This is a genomic window from Bradyrhizobium sp. LTSPM299 (assembly GCF_000938235.1).
Lineage (GTDB): Bacteria > Pseudomonadota > Alphaproteobacteria > Rhizobiales > Xanthobacteraceae > Bradyrhizobium.
In genome coordinates, this window is record NZ_JYMU01000072.1 from 24,122 (window position 1) to 41,953 (window position 17,832).

General features: G+C 60.0%; 15 protein-coding genes and 1 pseudogene. 4 read left to right on the forward strand and 12 right to left on the reverse strand.

Annotated elements, in window-relative coordinates; all coding sequences use genetic code 11:
• Positions 1–360: 360 nt before the first annotated feature.
• From UP10_RS46780 to UP10_RS33275, 3 genes are read right to left on the reverse strand one after another with little or no spacing between them, the layout of a single operon-like run.
• Positions 361–699 (reverse strand): DUF4238 domain-containing protein, encoded by a 339-nt coding sequence (locus UP10_RS46780; RefSeq protein WP_502692318.1) that lies wholly within the window; start codon positions 697–699, stop codon positions 361–363.
• Complete coding sequence (locus UP10_RS33270) at positions 672–1,949, reverse strand: type II toxin-antitoxin system HipA family toxin (RefSeq protein ID WP_044591426.1); 1,278 nt, start codon at positions 1,947–1,949, stop codon at positions 672–674. The genes UP10_RS46780 and UP10_RS33270 overlap by 28 nt, the downstream gene beginning before the upstream one ends.
• Positions 1,946–2,224, reverse strand: a complete 279-nt coding sequence (locus UP10_RS33275; protein WP_044591427.1) for a helix-turn-helix domain-containing protein — start codon at positions 2,222–2,224, stop codon at positions 1,946–1,948. The genes UP10_RS33270 and UP10_RS33275 overlap by 4 nt, the downstream gene beginning before the upstream one ends.
• A gap of 159 nt (positions 2,225–2,383) precedes the next feature.
• Between UP10_RS33275 and UP10_RS33280 the strand changes: the two genes are divergently transcribed.
• Positions 2,384–2,845 carry a cupin domain-containing protein gene (locus UP10_RS33280; protein ID WP_044591428.1) on the forward strand — a complete coding sequence of 154 codons (462 nt, stop codon included), beginning with the start codon at positions 2,384–2,386 and terminating at the stop codon, positions 2,843–2,845.
• Positions 2,846–3,225: 380 nt separating this feature from the next.
• On the opposite strand, the gene UP10_RS33285 is transcribed toward UP10_RS33280, so the two are convergent.
• From UP10_RS33285 to UP10_RS33310, 6 genes are all read right to left on the reverse strand, one after another.
• Complete coding sequence (locus UP10_RS33285) at positions 3,226–4,227, reverse strand: NADP-dependent oxidoreductase (RefSeq protein WP_044591429.1); 1,002 nt, start codon at positions 4,225–4,227, stop codon at positions 3,226–3,228.
• A gap of 62 nt (positions 4,228–4,289) precedes the next feature.
• On the reverse strand, positions 4,290–6,515 hold the full coding sequence (locus tag UP10_RS33290; RefSeq protein ID WP_044591430.1) for a xanthine dehydrogenase family protein molybdopterin-binding subunit: 2,226 nt from the start codon (positions 6,513–6,515) through the stop codon (positions 4,290–4,292).
• Positions 6,512–6,976, reverse strand: coding sequence for a (2Fe-2S)-binding protein (locus UP10_RS33295; RefSeq protein WP_044591431.1), 465 nt, complete (start codon positions 6,974–6,976; stop codon positions 6,512–6,514). Before UP10_RS33295 ends, UP10_RS33290 begins: the two co-directional genes overlap by 4 nt.
• A gap of 52 nt (positions 6,977–7,028) precedes the next feature.
• A complete protein-coding gene (locus tag UP10_RS33300) occupies positions 7,029–7,943 on the reverse strand; it encodes a VOC family protein (RefSeq protein WP_044591491.1) in 915 nt (304 codons plus the stop codon).
• 142 nt (positions 7,944–8,085) lie between these two features.
• Positions 8,086–8,949, reverse strand: coding sequence for a fumarylacetoacetate hydrolase family protein (locus UP10_RS33305; protein ID WP_044591432.1), 864 nt, complete (start codon positions 8,947–8,949; stop codon positions 8,086–8,088).
• Between the two features lie 109 nt (positions 8,950–9,058).
• Positions 9,059–9,796, reverse strand: coding sequence for a GntR family transcriptional regulator (locus tag UP10_RS33310; protein WP_082077378.1), 738 nt, complete (start codon positions 9,794–9,796; stop codon positions 9,059–9,061).
• Positions 9,797–9,873: 77 nt separating this feature from the next.
• On the opposite strand from UP10_RS33310, the gene UP10_RS33315 reads away from it, so the two are divergent.
• The 3 genes from UP10_RS33315 (at position 9,874) to UP10_RS33325 (ending at position 13,925) form a co-directional block, all read left to right on the forward strand.
• Positions 9,874–10,854, forward strand: coding sequence for an amidohydrolase family protein (locus UP10_RS33315; RefSeq protein WP_044591433.1), 981 nt, complete (start codon positions 9,874–9,876; stop codon positions 10,852–10,854).
• 14 nt (positions 10,855–10,868) lie between these two features.
• Positions 10,869–12,497 (forward strand): FAD-dependent monooxygenase, encoded by a 1,629-nt coding sequence (locus UP10_RS33320; RefSeq protein ID WP_245322054.1) that lies wholly within the window; start codon positions 10,869–10,871, stop codon positions 12,495–12,497.
• Positions 12,498–12,746: 249 nt separating this feature from the next.
• Positions 12,747–13,925 (forward strand): MFS transporter, encoded by a 1,179-nt coding sequence (locus UP10_RS33325; RefSeq protein WP_044591494.1) that lies wholly within the window; start codon positions 12,747–12,749, stop codon positions 13,923–13,925.
• 145 nt (positions 13,926–14,070) lie between these two features.
• On the opposite strand, the pseudogene UP10_RS33330 reads toward UP10_RS33325, so the two are convergent.
• The 3 genes and pseudogenes from UP10_RS33330 to UP10_RS33340 all read right to left on the reverse strand — a co-directional run.
• A pseudogene (locus tag UP10_RS33330) lies at positions 14,071–14,253 on the reverse strand (hypothetical protein); the annotation flags it as partial.
• A 489-nt stretch (positions 14,254–14,742) separates the two neighbouring features.
• The gene (locus tag UP10_RS33335; RefSeq protein WP_349643999.1) at positions 14,743–15,972 is read right to left on the reverse strand and encodes a SulP family inorganic anion transporter; all 1,230 of its coding nucleotides are present in this window, start codon (positions 15,970–15,972) and stop codon (positions 14,743–14,745) included.
• 222 nt (positions 15,973–16,194) lie between these two features.
• Entirely contained in the window at positions 16,195–17,811 is a 1,617-nt protein-coding gene (locus UP10_RS33340; protein ID WP_197086959.1) for a tannase/feruloyl esterase family alpha/beta hydrolase, read from the reverse strand.
• Between the last annotated feature and the right edge of the window lie 21 nt (positions 17,812–17,832).

Genomic DNA, 17,832 nt, shown 5'->3' on the forward strand with positions numbered 1-17,832 from the left:
ATTATTTCCCCTCCTTCGTCTGCTTGGGTGATCGCCGCTTCGGTGCGGACTTATATTTAGACCGCTCTAAATCTCTTTGAAGTCGTGCAAGCAACCGCTCCTGGCCCGCCGAGGCTTCTGCCGCTCGTGCGGGCTCGCGGGGTAATGGCTGCAAGTGCAGGCACTCCTCCTCTTCGTTCCGGTCGCAAGCGATGCATCCGCCTCCTCCTACGCAAAGGCCTCCGTCAGAAGGTCGCGATTCGCGCGGTCATAGCGATGGAGGAAACAATGCTGGACTGGATGCTAAGATCATCAAAAACTTCGGTACCGTGCTTCTCAAAGGCCCGGCATGCAGCCGCATCGCCGCCGGCGAGCAGCTCGTTACATAGGCGCGAAACCAGCGATCACATGGACGGTGTCCCGGCTCGGTCTACCGGTTCGCAATTTGGCGATTGCGGTATTGTAGTTGGGTTCGACCGGTTTCAGGAATTCCTCAATCGCTCGATCGTTCAGCAAATATTCGTTCGTGCTGCCGTCCTGCACGCGGCAAACATCCTTCGAGCTGCACGGGAAAACGTGACCGTCGCGCTTGCGAAAGCCGTGCATCTGCTTTCCGTCAAGAGCTGGGGAATAGAACTGCCGCAGATGAACCTGTGAAACGTAATGATCGAGAGGCATGTTCCTATCGGAGGCTAGGTACCACCAAGCGCGCGTTGGCATTCGTGGGCTCGATCAATCAGTTGCTTAGCCAAACGATCGATCAGGGTGTTATTTAACCCTTCTTCGCGAGCCAGCGCACGCGCGGCGGCCACCTCATCGGGGAGATGCCTGGCCATAGAGATGAGGACTTCGATGAGCTGATCGGCATTTGTTCGCACGTCACGCGCAAATTTCTGCCATTGGCGCAGTCCGATCAGCTCGACCTTGTACTCGCCCCCGATCTTCATCGCGAGTTTAGCCTTGCGCAGATCGACTTCTTCGTAAGGAAGAATGCTCGCAACATCATAGAGCGGTGCAAGCCGGACGTCTGGGCCGCTCAGGAGCAAAGAGTAATTTTTGGCATGCGCATCCGTGCCCGCGATCAGCCAGTTGAAGCCAAGAGCGGTGACGAATGTATCGAGATCGGTGTCGCGATCCGTCGAATAGGTGCGCAAGAGGTCGATGATATCGGCGGCACTTGGCCCGCCTTCGTTCTGATATTTCTTGGTCGGCATGATCCCAAGCGCCTGACAGGTATCCTCCTGATGCACGCGAATGATGTCGTTGCCTTTCTGCTGCCTGTCATAGCGTTCGACGACGATGGCCACTTCGTCTTTAAATCGCCTGACCTTTGATTGGGCGGCCGGCAGGCCAAGATTACGTGCGAGCATGAGGCAGATGTGCTCATTCTCCGCATGGCCGTCAAAATGTCCTGTCGGCGGCTTCAGAATGTGCGTCGTCGGTATGCGTCCGGATGGAATGCCCCAACGATCATTTTGCAGAAGTAGTGCCGTCTTGGGCTGGGCGCCGGCAAGGCTGAACTGACCAGTGTCGCGCGGCAATCGCCAGGCGGCGTGATCTTCACGTAATAGTTGAAGGCGCTTGGCGAGTTCGGATTCGTCGAGCCATTCGACTTTATCCTCCTTGCCATTGCGTATGGCCTCGAGGCGTTCCGGGGTCACAAATTGGACAGCGCCCGCGCAATCTTCGCCGACATGCGAGATGAGCGCAAAAACGTTGCGGGCCGAGACCTGGAATTTCGCGGCCCAGCGGGCCAGCACCTGTTCATTGTCCGGCAATAGGCCCCAGAGGAAGGCTTCGACCGCGGCACGACCGTGCTCTTTGGCCGCGATCGGCATGGAGAGCGATAGGGGATATGCCTCGCTGGCGTTGCGCCACTGATCGTCATAGATAAACGTCAGGCGACTGCGGGTATCGTTATGTACCCGGCCGATTTCCTTCCCGTCGAGAAGAGTAACAAGTTCGGTCATGGCTTCTTCTTCGCCTTCGCCACGATCGCGTTAATGTCGACAGTGCCTGAACGCGGGGCTTTGGCTTGGGCTATTTCCGCATCGAGATTGATACCCAAGGCATCTAGGACGCGAAGCACGAGGCCCAACTCCGCGCGCGGATGGCCGTGTTCAAGCTCGATGAGCCATTGGCGGCTGACGCCGATCTCGTTAGCTAAGCTCGCCTGATTGCGCTTGAGGTGCTTGCGCCGGTCTCGAATGACGGCGCCCAGGTCAGCAGGGGTACGCGTAAGCATGAGATTCCCATATGTAATCGTTCGACGACATTACCATATGTCGCCGTTCGATGACAATAGGAAAAGTAATCGATCGGCTACATAAGTAGTATGTTATTGATTTTACTATAAAAGATGTATTATATGTCATTGGCACGGAGAAGCGGCAGGCTAGATACTATGTCAAACTGGCCAATCGCCCTCTATGAAAACATCCTGCGGCTGGCGGACGGGTTGAACGTTGATGTCGCCACGTTCTTCAGTGAAAAGTCGACTTCCATGACCACTGGTCGTCGAACGGTCACCCGTGCCGGCGAAGGGGTTCAGCATGCGTCACCGCAATATGACTACGAGGTGCTATGTGCTGACATCGCGCAAAAGCAGTTTATTCCGCTGCTGACCCGTCTACGTGCGCACGATGTCACGGAATTCCCTGCATTGCAGTCGCATCAGGGTGAAGAGTTTCTCTATGTGCTGACGGGAACCGTCGAGATTCATACTGATCAGTATTTGCCGCTAAAGCTCGAAAAGGGCGATAGTTGCTATTTCGACAGCACGATGGGACACGCATGCATATCGGTCGGGCTCGAGGATGCAACGATTTTGTGGGTTTGCTCCCGGGTCGGGGCACCGCTGGCATAGTGGCATCTTCACGGTGAACATGACACGGAATCTTTCCGGCAGCGCTTGGAGCTTCAGCGTCTTGCTCTAAGATCGAACGTTGGATCGCCCGCAGATAGAACTCAAAGGCTGTCTCGTTGGCGGGCAGGCTCACCAGACTTCGCAATCATGGACTGCGAACAGACCGACCGCGCGAGTAGACCAATTCCCCTGTTCCGTGATTCGAATAATTGACATCGAGGGCGGCCTAGCGCCCGATCGCACTGAAGTTCGAAGCCGTCGAACAGGATAACGAGGTACGTCGTTACGCGTCGTATCCGTCAAGCAAACGATGAAGCCCACCATTCGTCAGCTATCTCGCCGCCGGACAACTTGCCATGGTCGGCCCATGCTTTCCTCGCCTACAGCCTGATGATGAGCTTTCCTCGATTCTCGCCGGCATAAAGCATAGCGATTGATGCCGGTGCTGCCTCAATGCCCTCCAGCACGTCCTCCCGATATTTGAGACGTCCTTCTCGAATCCAGCCGGCGAGCGCAGCGACTGCCTCCTCATACCTTGCCGCGAAGTCAGTCGTCAGAAACCCCTGCATGATCGCGCGCTTGACAAGCAGATGTCGCTCCGGACGCGGCCCTTCATTCCAAGGATCCCAGCTTGCGTAGGAAGCCGTACCGCAGATTGCTATGCGCGCGCCCAGATTGATGCGGCGAAGAACGGCGTCGTGGATCGTGCCCGACGTGTTGTCGAAGAATGCATCGATCCCGTCTGGACAGCGCTCTGCCAGCGCCGCGTCAAGGTCCTTCGTTGCTTTGTAATCAATTGCATGATCGTAGCCGAACTCCTCCACGCAATGTCGAACCTTCTCGGATCCGCCAGCGAATCCGATCGTGCGACATCCCTTGATCTTCGCGATCTGCCCAACAGCGGAGCCGACACCGCCAGCCGCCGTCGAAACCGCAACGGTTTCTCCCGCCTTCGGCCGGCAAACGTCCAACAAGCCAAAATAAGCGGTGAGCCCGTTGAGCCCTAGTATCCCCAGAGACAGCGACAGCGGCAAATCCGGTTCCTGAACCTTGCGCATCACTTGGGGCTGCTTGACCGCGGAGTAATCCTGCCAACCGAATATGCCCATGACCCTGTCGCCGACAACATAGGCAGGATTGCGCGATTCAATGACGTCGCCGGCGGCAAATGCCCGCATGGTGTCACCCACCTCTATTCTCGGCCAATAGGTGCTCTTGTCCGCGATCCATCCGCGCATCGCCGGGTCTGCCGAAAGATAAGCGTTGTGAACGAGGAATTCGCCAGCCGACAAAGTCGGCAATTCGACTTCGCGGAGATCAAAATCTGCCGCTTGCGGGATGCCGTTCGGGCGTGAGCGCAGCCATATCTGGCGGTTCTTCATTGCTGTCTTCCTTTCCCTACTCGCTAAAAGCCAAAAACCCGTCCGCTTCGAACCCAGATCGGTCAGGCAAGAGACGCCTTCACGCGTTCAGGTGTCATCGGGAGTTCGCGGAGTCGGCGTCCGGTCGCATGGGCGAAAGCGTTGGCGAGCGCCGCCGACGTCGGCGGCAGCGAACCTTCGCCGGCCCCGAGCGACGGATCGCTCCGCTCCATCAGCGCAATTTCGATGTGTGGAACTTCGGGAAACGTGATGACCGGATAGCCTGACCAGTCCCGACTGGTGATCTGACGCCTGTCGAAGGCGACCTGCTCCTTCAGCGTGAGACTAACCGCCTGCACGATGCCGCCTTCGAGCTGGTTCTTGGCACCGTCCGGATTGACGACGAGTCCGATATCGGCAGCCAACACCACGCGGGGGACCCTGATGACACCGCTGTTGCGGTCGACCTCGACGTCGACCACAACGGCTGCATACATCCCGATGCTCTTGTACCGGCAGAACGCCAGGCCGCGGCCGCGCTGGCCATCGCCCTTTTTGCCCGGCGCCCACCCCGCCTTGTCGGTGGCAGCCTGCAGCACCGCCTGCGCCCGGGGATCTCTGAGATGGGCAAGGCGGAACGCCAGCGGATCGCTGCCGGCGGCTTGCGCGAGTTCGTCCATGAAGGACTCGATGGCGAAGATGTTGCCGTGCGATCCCAGCGTCCGGAACGAGCCGTTGCGCACTGGCGCATCGAGCAGCAGATGGTTGCGGATCTGCTTCCGCGGCAGCTCGTAGAAGGGCACCGCATTGCGGTCGCCGTCGCCGAACGGCTGGGGGATGTGCGGCGCGGGAGATTTGACGAAGGGCGTTTTCAGGTCCCAGGCCGCGAGAAGATTGACCCCGCCGGCCTGCCCCGGCCGCATCGCATGGCTGTTGCTCCAGACGTCGTAGGACCAGTCGACGATCTTGCCGTCGGATCCGAGCGCCGCCTCGACCTTCATCGCCATTGCCGGACCGAACGGCGCCCAGGCGAACTCGTCGTCCCGCATCCATTGCAGCTTGACCGGCGCGCCCGGAACGGCGCGCGCGACAAGCGCTGCGTCCAGCGCGACGTCGTCAGCGCCATTGTGCCCATAGCATCCGGCGCTAGGCATATGGACGACGTCGACGTCGAGGGTCTGCATGCCCAGCACTTTGGCCAGGTCACCTCTCAGCGGAAACGCTCCCTGGGTGTGCGACCACACCGTCATGCGCCCGTCCTTCAGCCACGCGACCGCACAGGATGGGCCGATCGTTGCGTGGGACAGGTACGCACGGGAATACTCGGCGCTAACTCGTCTCGCCTGGCCCGACACAGGCTCCGACTGACCGGCCGTGCCCACGACGATGGTTTCCGCGCGCAGCTTCTGGAGCTCGATGTGCAAGCGGGCCATGTCGGGAAGCTCGACCGCGTCATCGCTCCAGTGCACGCTCGCGGCGAGCACATCGCAAGCGCCAATAGCCTGCTCCTCTCGCCTAGCAGCAACGGCAAGGAAATTGCCGTCGCAGATGACCGCGACCACCCCCGGAAGCGCGCGCGCGGCCGCTTCGTCGAATTCGAGAAGTCTGGCGCCGTAACGCGGCGGACGAACCACCCGCGCGAAGACCATTCCGGGCAGCCGCATGTCCTGGACATAGGACGGCGCTCCCGTCAGCTTGCCGGGCAGATCAATCCGGTTGACCGACTTGCCGACGATCGCGTAGTCGCCCGGCTTCTTCGGCGCCGAGGCGAGTGCGATATCTCCTTTCAATAGGCCGGCACTCTCGTTCGCGAGCTCCCAAAAGGTCGCGCGTCGGCCATCGTCCGCAACGATCGTGCCATTCTTGACTTGCAGCTCTTGGGTGTGAACGCCAAACCGACGCGCCGCCGCGGCAAGCAGCAGGCCGCGCGCCTCGGCACCTGCCGCACGAATGGCGCCACCACTCTGCTCGACCGATTGGCTGCCGAACGTATACTGCTCATCAGGCCCCCGCGACGTGTCGGCGGAGATCATGCGGATCTTGTCGAAGCCGACGTCGAGCTCCTCCGCCGCGATCTGCGCCAGCGCCGTCAGGATCCCCTGCCCGAGTTCGGCCTTGCCCGTGAAGACCGTCACCGTCTCATCCGCCTCCAGGCGGATCCAACCTTCCAGCTTGCGATTATTGCGCAGGCTGAACGGCACATTTGCCGGCGCCTGGCCAAACACGTGCGGGGATGGCAGCGCAAAGGTCGCGAGCACCACGCCAAGTGACTGCGTGACATGCCTGCGGGAAACCCTCATGACGCTCATCGCACCGGCTCCATGGCAGCCTTGCGAACGGCGCTGACGATCCGGTTGTGGGTGCCGCAGCGGCAAAGCTGGTCGGCGAGCGCGTCCTTGATCTCGTCATCGCTGGGATTTGGATTGCGGTCGAGCAGGGCTTTCGCCGCCATGATCATGCCGTTCGAACAATAACCGCACTGCGCGGCCTGCGTCTCGATGAACGCCTTTTGCAGCGGATGCGGCTTCTGCATCGTGCCCAGTCCCTCGAGCGTGACGATCGGGTCGCCTCCGACATGCCGCAAGGCAATCGAGCAGGTTCTCGCGAGCTTGCCGCCGATCAGTGCGGCGCAGGCACCGCACTGCCCGAGACCACAGCCGAACTTCGGACCGTTCAATCCGAGATCGTTCCGCAGCACGTACAGCAGCGGTGTCTCCGGCGCCGCCGCGACCTCGTGGGACAAGCCGTTCACGGTAACTCGGTATATCATCCTTCACTCGCGAGGCTGGAAGCAGTCCGGAGGTCAGGCGACCTCCTCGGCGCTACGCAGGCGTTCCGATCTTTGTCTCTTCGATGTCACCAAGTTGTCCCATGCGTGGATCCCGGACCGAGCCCCAGGTGTCGATCGATTCCGCGGCCATTGGGAGCGTGCGCGGCTTGCGCGGATCCACTTCGGTGAACTCCTCCATGCCGAAGCTGTATTCGAGCGTCATGCCGTCGGGCTCCAGGAAGTAGAAGAACACGCTGGTGGAGGCTGGATGCCGGCCCGGCCCGAACACGATCGGCACATCGTGCTTCTTCATGCGGTTCTGCGCCTTTCCGATATCGTCGATCTCGGAAACCATGAAGTTCAGGTGATGAATGACCCCCCTCGGACCCTTGCCGACTCCGATGCCGTGATGAAACGGACTTGGGAACGGCCGCATGAAGGTCATTATTTCTCCAATGCTGTCGGATTCCCGGAAGTTCAGCACGTCACGGAAGAAGGCGATCGATTCGTCCTCATGCGGCACGGACCACACGACATGGCCAAGACGCTGGATCTTGGTGTGGGTGGTCGCGAACAGCTTGCTGGGACGCGGACGGTCGGAGGTGAAGAATTCCAGAGCGGCGCGGGAATGCGGTTCCATTGTGCGAGTCACCCGCGTGGCCTGGCGGAGATCGCACTGCGAGGAGCCAAGCTCTTCATATGGCACATTGGCCTCGCGAAGCCGGCGATGAAGCAACTCGAACTGCGAGCCGTCCTCCAGCTGCCAGCCGACGCTCTTGAACCCCGCCGGTTGCTTCTGGTGCAGGATGACGGAGCGTGAATCCTCGTCGTCGCACCGAAACATCACTGCTCCGTCGGATCGCTCACCCACGAACTCGAGACCAACGACGTCCTCGTAGAACTTGCGAGATTTCTCCAGGTTACTGACGTTCAGCTCAACGTATCCGAGTTTCCTGTAGCGGATCATTTTCATTTCCTCCCGTATCGGCACGCGTGATTGGGACTGCTTCGTCGAGTTGCGTGGAGCAAACCCGTTATGAGGCACCTGCTTCGCAAATTCCGCTCACGGCCATCGCCCCGGGAATGCCAAGGAAGAAGTTGTCGAGCGGCTAGCGGCTTTCCTGCTCGATCGGATTCCGAAGCACGCCGATCGATTCGATATCGACTTCGCAGACGTCGCCGGGCTTCATGAACACGGGCGGCTTGCGCGCAGCACCGACTCCGCCCGGCGTTCCCATCACCAGAATGTCACCGGGATCGAGCGTCATGCATTCGGAGATCAGGCTGATCGTCTCCGCAACGCCAAAGACCATGTCCTTGGTGTTCGCATCCTGCATGACTTGTCCGTTCAGGCGCGACTGGATCTTCAATCCGCTCGCGCCGGGAGGCACCTCTTCGGCCGATACGAATTCCGGACCAAAGCCGCCCGTGCCGTCGAAATTCTTGCCGACCGTCCACTGGGACGTCTTCCACTGATAATCCCGGATCGAGCCGTCATTGAAGATTGAGTATCCCGCGACATGCGACAGCGCGTCTGCGCGCGAGATGTGCCGACCCTTTTTTCCAATGAAGGCGACGAGCTCCGCCTCATAGTCAAACTGATCCGAGCAATTCGGTCGGATCATTGGCGCGTTGTGACCGACAAGCGAGGTGGCCGCGCGGAGAAAGATCATCGGATAGTCCGGCGGCTTGGCGCCGCCCTCGGCCGCATGATCGATATAGTTCAAGCCCAGACAGATGATCTTGCCGCAGCTCGAGGCGGGCGGCAGCATCTTCAGATCGGCGACAGGCAAGCGGATCCTGCTGGATCGGGCTGCGGAGATCAACGCGTCCTGAGCATCGGGACCAGCTCGCAACAGATCGGCAACATCGCCCGGCAGCCCGCGATCGGCGTGCGACAGGTCGACAACCTCGCTGCCTTCGCGGATACCCAGCCGGACCGTTCCCTGGCGGTAGTACCTCACAATTCGCATCGGCTCATTCCATCCCTGGAGGCGTCGACCAAAATATCGATATTTCCATCGTAATTATCATTTTATCGAAAGTCTAGCCCCGATCGGGATGGTCCACCGCTGGCGCCGATCAACGCCCCGTGAGCCCGCCGGCCTCGATCGCCCGGAGCAGCGTCCCGCTCGTCTTCTCGTAATGATCGTTGAGCAGCCCGACGGCCAATGCGGTCTTGCGCTCAATCGCAGCCTCGGCGATTGCGCGATGCTCTCCGTGCACATCCCGGACCGCGCCTATGACTGCCAGCAAATTCCGATAGCGCTCGGCGCAATCGAACAGGAGGTCATTGAAATCCATCAGCCAGCGCGAGCCGCAGCCGGCCAGCAAGGCGCCATGAAACACCCGGTGCAATTCGCTGAATTCGGGATTCATGCGGTTGTCGACCACGACCGGAACGCGCGACAACCGATGAAGCGCCAGCAAAACCTGCTCTTCCCAGTCTTGACCGCCGCGCGCGATGGATTCCCTCAGAGCAACTTCGTTGATCCAGCACCGGGTTCGCGTGAGCTCAAGCAGATCGTCGGCACTGACCGGCGTGACCCGAAATCCCCTTTGGTCGGACTGGGCGACAAGCCCTTCGGTGGACAAGCGATTCAGCGCCTCGCGCAGCGGGGTACCGCCGACATTGTATCTGGTCCGCAGGACTTCGATCCGCAGCTTTTCCCCCGGCGGCAACGCCCCCTGGATGATCTCCCGGCGAATCCGCTCGTAGATCGCCCTTGTTCTAGTGACGGCGACCGAGGCGCCCTCCTCAACGTCTGCCATATATCTGCCCTCCGAATCTGCGGCCATCATAGCAGTATCATAAAACATCGACAAAGATGATATTTTCTATTTTATATCGATATTGTGCGTAGTAAGATGTGGCCAATCTTGGGGAGGATTCCACTTTGGCGGTCGTCGATATCCATACGCACGTCGTGCCGATTTCCTTGGCCGACCTGCCCGCACGTCATCGTCTCTGGCCGACACTGGAGATGCGCGAAGCCGGCCGAGCGGCCCTGATGATCGACGGCAAGCCATTTCGCGAAATCGATGCACGCTCCTGGGACGCCGAGCGGCGATTGCACGACATGGCCGCGGACGGGACCGACGTTCAGGTCCTCTCGCCCATGCCTGAACTGCTGTCCCATTGGCTGCCCGCGGAGCTCGCCGATCATCTTGCCAGGATCATGAACGACCACATCGGTAAGATGATCGCTCGCGCCCCGGACAAGTTTCAAGGCATCGGGATGGTGCCGATGCAGAACGTCGAGCTTGCAACCAAACGGCTCGATGACATCCAGAAGCAAGGACTTCGCGGGGTGGAAATTGGGACGCATATCGACGGCGTTCCGCTTGGCGACCCGAAGCTGCTGCCGTTTTACGCGCGCGCCGAGGAGCTTGGTCTTCTTGTCTTTGTCCATCCGCTGCATCCTGCGGGCCTCGAGCGCATCGGTGGGCCCAGGGAGCTCGCGGCGGCAGCCGTGTTTCCGCTCGAGACCGCGCTGTCGGCGACCTCGTTGTTGGCGGGCGGCGTGCTCGAGAGGTTTCCGCGGCTCAACATCCTGTTGAGCCATGGGGGAGGCGCATTCCCGTGGATCGCACCCCGCATCGAGTTTGCCTGGAAGATGGCGGCGCCCTGGAGCAAAGCGATTACGCAGGCGCCGTCGGAAACGCTGAAGAGATTCTGGTACGACACCATCGTCTACGCCCCCGCCTCGCTCCGCTTCCTGGCCGATCAGGTGGGATCAGATCGCCTCGTCGTCGGCTCGGACTATCCCTTCGCTATACGCCAGCCTGCACCGGGAGCATTTGCAGCTTCCGCCCTCACGGACGTTTCGTTCGAGGCGAATGCCGCGGCCTTGTTGGGATCGGTTCGAGCTCGGTAGAAGGATGTGAGCTGATGAGTGCTGCCATGCGAGACGACGCGAGCACCTTCGATGCCGACGTTCTTGTCGTGGGTGCCGGCCCGGTCGGGCAGACCCTTGCCATCGATCTCGCCAAGCGCGGCGTATCGGTCCTACTGATCGAACGGAACCAGACGTGCCTGCAACATCCGAAGATGGAACGCTGCAACGCGCGAACCATGGAGTTTTATCGTCGTCTTGGATTGGCCGATCGAATCCGCGCCGCGAGCCGGTTCCGGGACATTCCGATGGACGTCTTCATCGCAACGCATTTGTGCGGCAAGAAGATTTTTCAGCTTCCCTATCCATCGGTCGCTGCCATGCAGGAAGCCGGCCGTCGCTGCAATGACGGCACGTTGCCGCTCGAGCCCTACCAGCTCATCTCGCAATACACACTCGAGCCGCTGCTGAAATCGGTCGTCGAAAGCCTGCCGAAGGCGGATGTCCGCTTTGGATGCCAATTGATCAGCTTTTCGCAGGACCCCGCCGGTGTCGACGCCGACGTCAAGTCTACGGATGGAACGTCGAGCAGGATCAGAACGCGATACATGGTCGGCTGCGATGGCGGCAGCAGTACCGTCCGCAAGCAATTGGGCGTCAAGCTAGAAGGGCGGGGGCGCATCGCGCAACAACGCCAGATATTCTTCCGCAGCGAGGCTCTCTTCTCGCGCCTGCCCTTCGGACCGGGCCGCCACTATCATTTCCCGTTCGGCATGCTCGTTGTCCAGGATGATCTGAGACTCTTCATGGCGAATACGGGTTCGATCGAAGGTCCCACCCCGGCAGTCCTGCTACAGGAAATGTTTCGTATCGATGTTCCTTTCGAAGTCCTGAACGTCACCCTGTGGCATCAAAACCTGCTGGTCGCCGAGCGCTATTTGGATCGACGAGTGTTTCTTGCTGGAGATGCCGTTCACCTCGTCATCCCGACCGGCGGACTCGGGACGAACACAGGTGTCGGCGATGCGATCGACCTGTCATGGAAACTTGCGGGAACGCTCGCCGGCTGGGGCGGACCGAACCTGCTCTCGTCCTATGAGTCGGAGCGTCGCCCGGTCGGACTTCACAATCGTGACGTTTCCGGTCGCGCTGCGGCCGGCGTCAACTCGTGGCGCGCGGCATGCCGTCCCGAGATCGACAGCGACACGCCCGAAGGCGAGGCAAACCGCAACGAGGTCGCAAGGCTGGCGGCCTTTGGCCAGCGCCTCAGCCACGAGATGATCGGGACCGAGCTCGGCTACAGCTACGCCGGCTCACCCTTGATCTGCGCGGACGATGAGCCCCCGCCTCCGCTGGTCGACGATCGCTACCAACCGACGACACGGCCCGGCTCGAGATTGCCTCACGTCTGGCTCGACGACGGCCAGGCACTACACGATCGCATCGGCAATGAATTCACACTCGTCAGTATTGGCCGGGACCACGAAGCGCTGCCTGAGCTCCGCCAGTCATTTGCAGAGTTCGGCGCAAAGCTCGACATCGTTCAGGTCGAAAGCAAGCCCGCTCGCGAGGTCTACGGTTACGACCTGGTCCTGGTTCGACCCGATCTGCACGTCGTCTGGCGCGGCAACTCGGTTCCTGCCGACCATCGCGCCATAGCCGTCGTCGCAACGGGACACGCATGAAGCCGCCGACGTTCTTGCCCGGGTGGGCTCGTTCCAGTTTCGGTCGCCGTCAATCTGTTCTCCTCGCGCTCACTGAGATCCAGGCGAGCAGCGTCAGAACGCACCAACAACAGACCCGAACGGGGCATGCAAGGGAGGAGGAGGACAATGACGGACCTGGCCGAAAAGCTGCCATCCAACCGTATGGTTCCCGCATCAGCCTCGCGCTTCGACCGCGCCTGGAGTGTCGTTTTCGGCGCCGGCCTCCTGATGTTCATCAACCTCGGACCGGTTCTCTATTACACAGCCGGCATCTTCACCAAGGCGATCACCGACGACACAGGCTGGACCAGGGGCACGATTGCAGCCGCCAGCCTGCCGGCAAACCTCCTGATTACCCTTACCCTGCCTCTGGTCGGTTGGGCCGTCGATTCTTATGGCACCCGGCGCATCGCGCTGCTGTCTTCGATGCTGTTCGCGATCGGCATGTTCCTGCTCGGTCAGTTCTCGCAGACGCCGGGGCTGTTCGCGCTTCTGCTGGTGGTCGCATACGCTTGCGGCTTCGCATTAACGCCGCTGCCATATGCCCAAGTCGTATCCGGCTGGTTCGACAGGCGGCGAGGCCTGGCATTGGGACTCATGTTGACCATGAGCGGTCTTGGCACAGCGCTGCTTCCGCCGCTGAGTTCTGCGCTCATCACGCAATTCGGCTGGCGTCACGCATATACGTTCTTGGGGCTCATCGTATTTGCAACAGGCGCATTCGCTGCCCTCGCTCTCCTGCGTGATCCACCGCAACTCACCGACAAGACTCTCGGTCACGAAGACACTACGCCGGGATTGTCCGTAAGATCGGCGCTGGCAGGACGCGCGTTCTGGACGCTGTTCGCCGCATTTTTCTTGATCTCAATAGCGATCGGAGGCGGCAGCACCAGTCTGCCGCTCATCCTGACGGACAGAGGAGTGTCCCCACAGCAGGCCTCCTTCGTCATGACGATCGTAGGTCTGGCCATGATGATCGGCCGCCTCTCGCTCGGGCTGCTGCTCGACAGGGTATTTGCGCCGAATCTGACCGCGCTCGTGTTCCTAGCGCCGGCAATCGCATTCAGCGTGCTCCTGCTGACCAATGCCACCGGTGCAAACGCGATGATTGCGGCCACATTCCTCGGCTTCGGTCTCGGCGCGGAAGTCGACGCACTCGCCTATATCGCCTCACGCGCATTCGGACTCCGATATTTCGGGCGGATACTCGGCTTTCTCATGGTCGCGTTCACACTCGGCCTGGCGTTCGGACCGACACTCTTCGGGAGGATCTACGATCAATTCCAGACCTATCAGTTCGCGCTGTGGATCGCTGTCGGAATTTCTGCGCTGGCCAGCGGACTCATCGTGACCCTGCGGCGAGCTGACCTGCCGTTCACGTCGGAAAGACCGGGCACCCACATATAGGACCTGAACGCGGCTCGGAGCTCTTTTTGATCGAGGCGGACTATCCCTCGGAGAACGCGTTGAAATCGGGCGAGGAGCTTCGAAGCCGATGAGAAGCAAGTTCTCTCGTCGTCAGCCGAGCAAGGCCGACGCGAATGCCCGCCGTCTATCGACCAGCGATCAAGCCTAACCTCCAACGAGAATCGTCCACTACGCGCTCCAGTTTCTGTAAGCAACGCGTTGCGCAGACCACGGCCGGCATTTCCTCGTCCGGAACATTCGTCTTCCAGTCGGTCACGCCGACCTCGCCGACATACATGTCGCCCCTGGAATCCAGCGCGATGCCCCAGGATGCAACGGACGAGGCGGCTGCCTCGATCACCTTCACCACGGCTCAGGCCGCGAGATGTAAACCGAAGGGCTGGCGCCCTTGGCCTCGATGACCGTCGCGCCCGCTCCGCTCGCCGCCGAGATCGACCAGAATCTTCGCGATCTACTCAATGTGTCTCGATTTTTGTATTGCGCAGAAACACGTCTTTCGACGTTGACGCCAGCACTAGGTTGCCGTCGGGCTCGCCTGTCTTGTCAGCACCTATGGCTCGCGAATACATCGCTTTGCTACAAAGACAACGAACAACCGCAGCCAATCGACTTGGCGGGCCCTTTTACGTTCTCAACGAGGGCGCGTGGAGCCCAGCCAAGATCAACGGTGACCTTGCAGCTCTTGGATCGCATTCTCTTACCAACTACTTCGCCGCGTCGTGCTTAGTCCGGCAACCACGAGGCACGGTGTCCGCGCGCTATATGTGGCTCAGCGCAAACCAAGTTGCTTCATCGGTCAGTCACCCTCCTTTGGGATCGCACGGTGAAAGATTGCGAACACGGCTGCCAAAGCACATCCTGCTATGATGCCTGCAGTCAGGTTCACCGCAAGCGTGAGTCCGAAGGTAGCAATCAGCACCAGAGCTGTGCGCCAGTCGCGAAGCAGGTCCAGAAACTCCCGCTTTTCCGCCATGTTCCAGCACACGACAACGAGGACGCCGGCGAGGGCTGCAAGCGGGATGAAGCGCGCCAAGGGTGCCGCGACCAACATGAAAATCAGCAGGAAAACCGAATGCAGCATTCCGGCGACCGGGCTGCTGGCCCCGGCGCGGACATTGGTTGCCGTACGCGCAATCGTTCCCGTCACGCTGATCCCGCCGAACAGGGCAGATGCCATGTTGGCGATACCTTGCGCCACCAACTCCATATTGTAGCGGTGCTTGCGCCCGGTCATGCCGTCGGCAACCTTGGCCGAGATCAGGCTCTCAACGCCACCCAGCAGCGTGAAGGAAAAGGCCGCCGGGAGGATCTCCAGCAGCCGTGACAACGTGACCAGCGGCAATTTCGGCGCCGGCAGACCATGTGGGACGTCTCCGAAATTGCTGCCAATGGTTTCGATCGGCAAATGCAGCAGCACTGCGGCGACCGACGCTAATATCACCGCGATCAGCATTCCGGGCAAGCCGGGCCACCAGCGCCGCAGCGCAAAGATCAGGGCCGAAGAACCCGCACCGACAGCGAACGCGGCTGGGTTGATGGTCGGCAATGCCTGGCTGAGCACCGCAAGCTTTGGAAACAAGGGACCCGGCTCGGCGCCAGCCAGCGTCAAACCGCCAAGATCCTTCAATTGGCTTGCGACGATAATGACCGCGATACCGCAGGTGAAGCCCACCGTCACCGCGTGCGGAATGTAGCGAACGAGCGCGCCCAATCGCGACAGGCCGATCAGCGTCAGAAACAGTCCCGAGAGCAAAACCGTGAGCAACAGGCCGTCAACGCCGAATTTTGTTACGGTCGCTGCGACCAGAACGATAAAAGCGCCTGCGGGTCCCCCGACCTGAAACCGGCTGCCTCCCAACGCGGACACCAGAAATCCGCCGATGATGGCGGTATACAGCCCCCGTTCCGGCGAAACACCGGAAGCCACCGCGATAGCCATCGAAAGCGGGAGCGCAACAACGGCAACTGTGAGCGCCGCCATCACATCCTTGCGGAAGGAAGCAAAGCTGTAGCCCTCGATCAACACCGTTGCGAGCTTCGGGCGGTACCAGTGGGATGTAGCAGAGCCGTCAGGCATCGAGGATAGCCGATCTAGGTCATGGTTGCGTCAGTTAGCCAACGTAATCTAGCCGAGGCTGATGTTCGCTTTGAGGTCGGGAGAAAAACATGCAATTTGGAACATGTTGGCGCGCCCCAAATCCTCGTCCCAACTGATGCTAGGGAGACTCGTCCTGAGACGTGCGGTGCGTTACCGATACGCGTTTTGAACACCGCGGTTCCTAGGATCATCATCGCCTTTGGCCGCTACGCATTCGAAACTGGACTGGTCCGATGTTGGCCCGTGTTCGTTGTATCCGGATATTTGTGGGTAGGGACAGAGCGGTCGTTGTAATGCGATGCCCTTCGCGGGATCATCACTGACATACTTTGTTGCGATGATCTTATTCGGAGCAACTCCGCGCTCGACCCACATCTCCAATGCTTTTAGCAGATCATGTTTCGCGTCGATGACAGGCCCATCGCTCCTTCCGTTTCCAAACGAGTTGGGACCCGGCCCCCCGTAACAATGTGCCATACCCGGAGCCATGAAGACGCGATAGAAATCGTGCACATCTCCCATCACGCTTTCAACCTTCCGATAGTAGTTAAGGCCGTTCTCTGGTGCGATGGCCGCATCGGCCCAACCAGCGTACTGAATCAATTTCCCGCCACGGCGCCTGAATTGAGTGAGGTCGGGATTGGTCGAGTTCGCCATCTGGGCAATGGTTTGAGTGGCAGCCTCGAATTCATTGTTGAAGTCAAGGAACGGACAAGTAGCTTTACCAAGCACCGCGTTGCACCAGAATGCCGTCGTCATCGCGTACTGGCTCCCCGGGGAAGTCGACGAAGTACCGACCAGCCATTCAGGCCAGTCTGTCGCGTTCGATCCCGTGCCGGGTTCGTAACCTGGGAAAAGGAGCAATCCCTCAGAATTATGGGGGCCCCGATAGAGTTTCTCGACGGCTTCGACCTGTGCCGGTGTCACGCACGTATCAGGATTCTGGCCAGCCGCGCACTGCGCGATCGCTGGGTCGAAACGGCAGATGGTAGGGTCATTGAGGAATGCATCGGTTGAAACGCCGCCGTCTTTTCCAACACATTTGGAAATCACCAGTTTGCTAAGCAATGTGATCTTGTCTGTCGGAACGTAAGCGTCTGGCACTCCATGCGTCTGCGGCCCAGCTAATAACGCCTGCATGTTCCACAAAAATGAGGCGCCGAGTCCAACCAAATCGTTGGCGGGCGATCCCGCGATAATGCCATCGAAATCGTTCGGATATCGCTGTGCTTCCATCAGCGCCTCTCGGCCTCCATCGGAGCAACCGCTGAAATACGAATGGTTGGGCGTTTTGCCGGTAAAGCGCTTGATGATCGCTTTGGAGTTATCTGTTGTGAACTTGATAGCCCTGTACCCGAAATCCTTCAAAACGCCTGGATGTCCGATGAAGGTTGCGGCGCCCAACGGTGGGCCAGACGTGCCGTCGTCGGTCGCGGCAGCCGCGTATCCCCGCGAGACGGCGGCTGCGATGTAAGATACCCAGATCGTGCCGGCAAAGCCGCCATTACCAATCTGTTCGTATTTTCCGTTCCAGCGTCCGTTCGTTGGTATCCAGACCTCAAAATTGATATTTGAATCGTTGCTTGGCTTCGAAGTGCCTGCAATGCGGCAAAGGCCCACTGGAGCCTTGGTTATGCCGGATACCATCTCCCCGGCGCGATAGGATCGAGCGAGCGTGACCTTTGTATGCGGTAGCGAGAGCCCGGTAAGGTTAGCGCACTTCGAGGTAGCGGCCGAAGGCTCGATCTGCAGGAGGATCGAAGCCATGCCAGCGACGGTGACGACCTT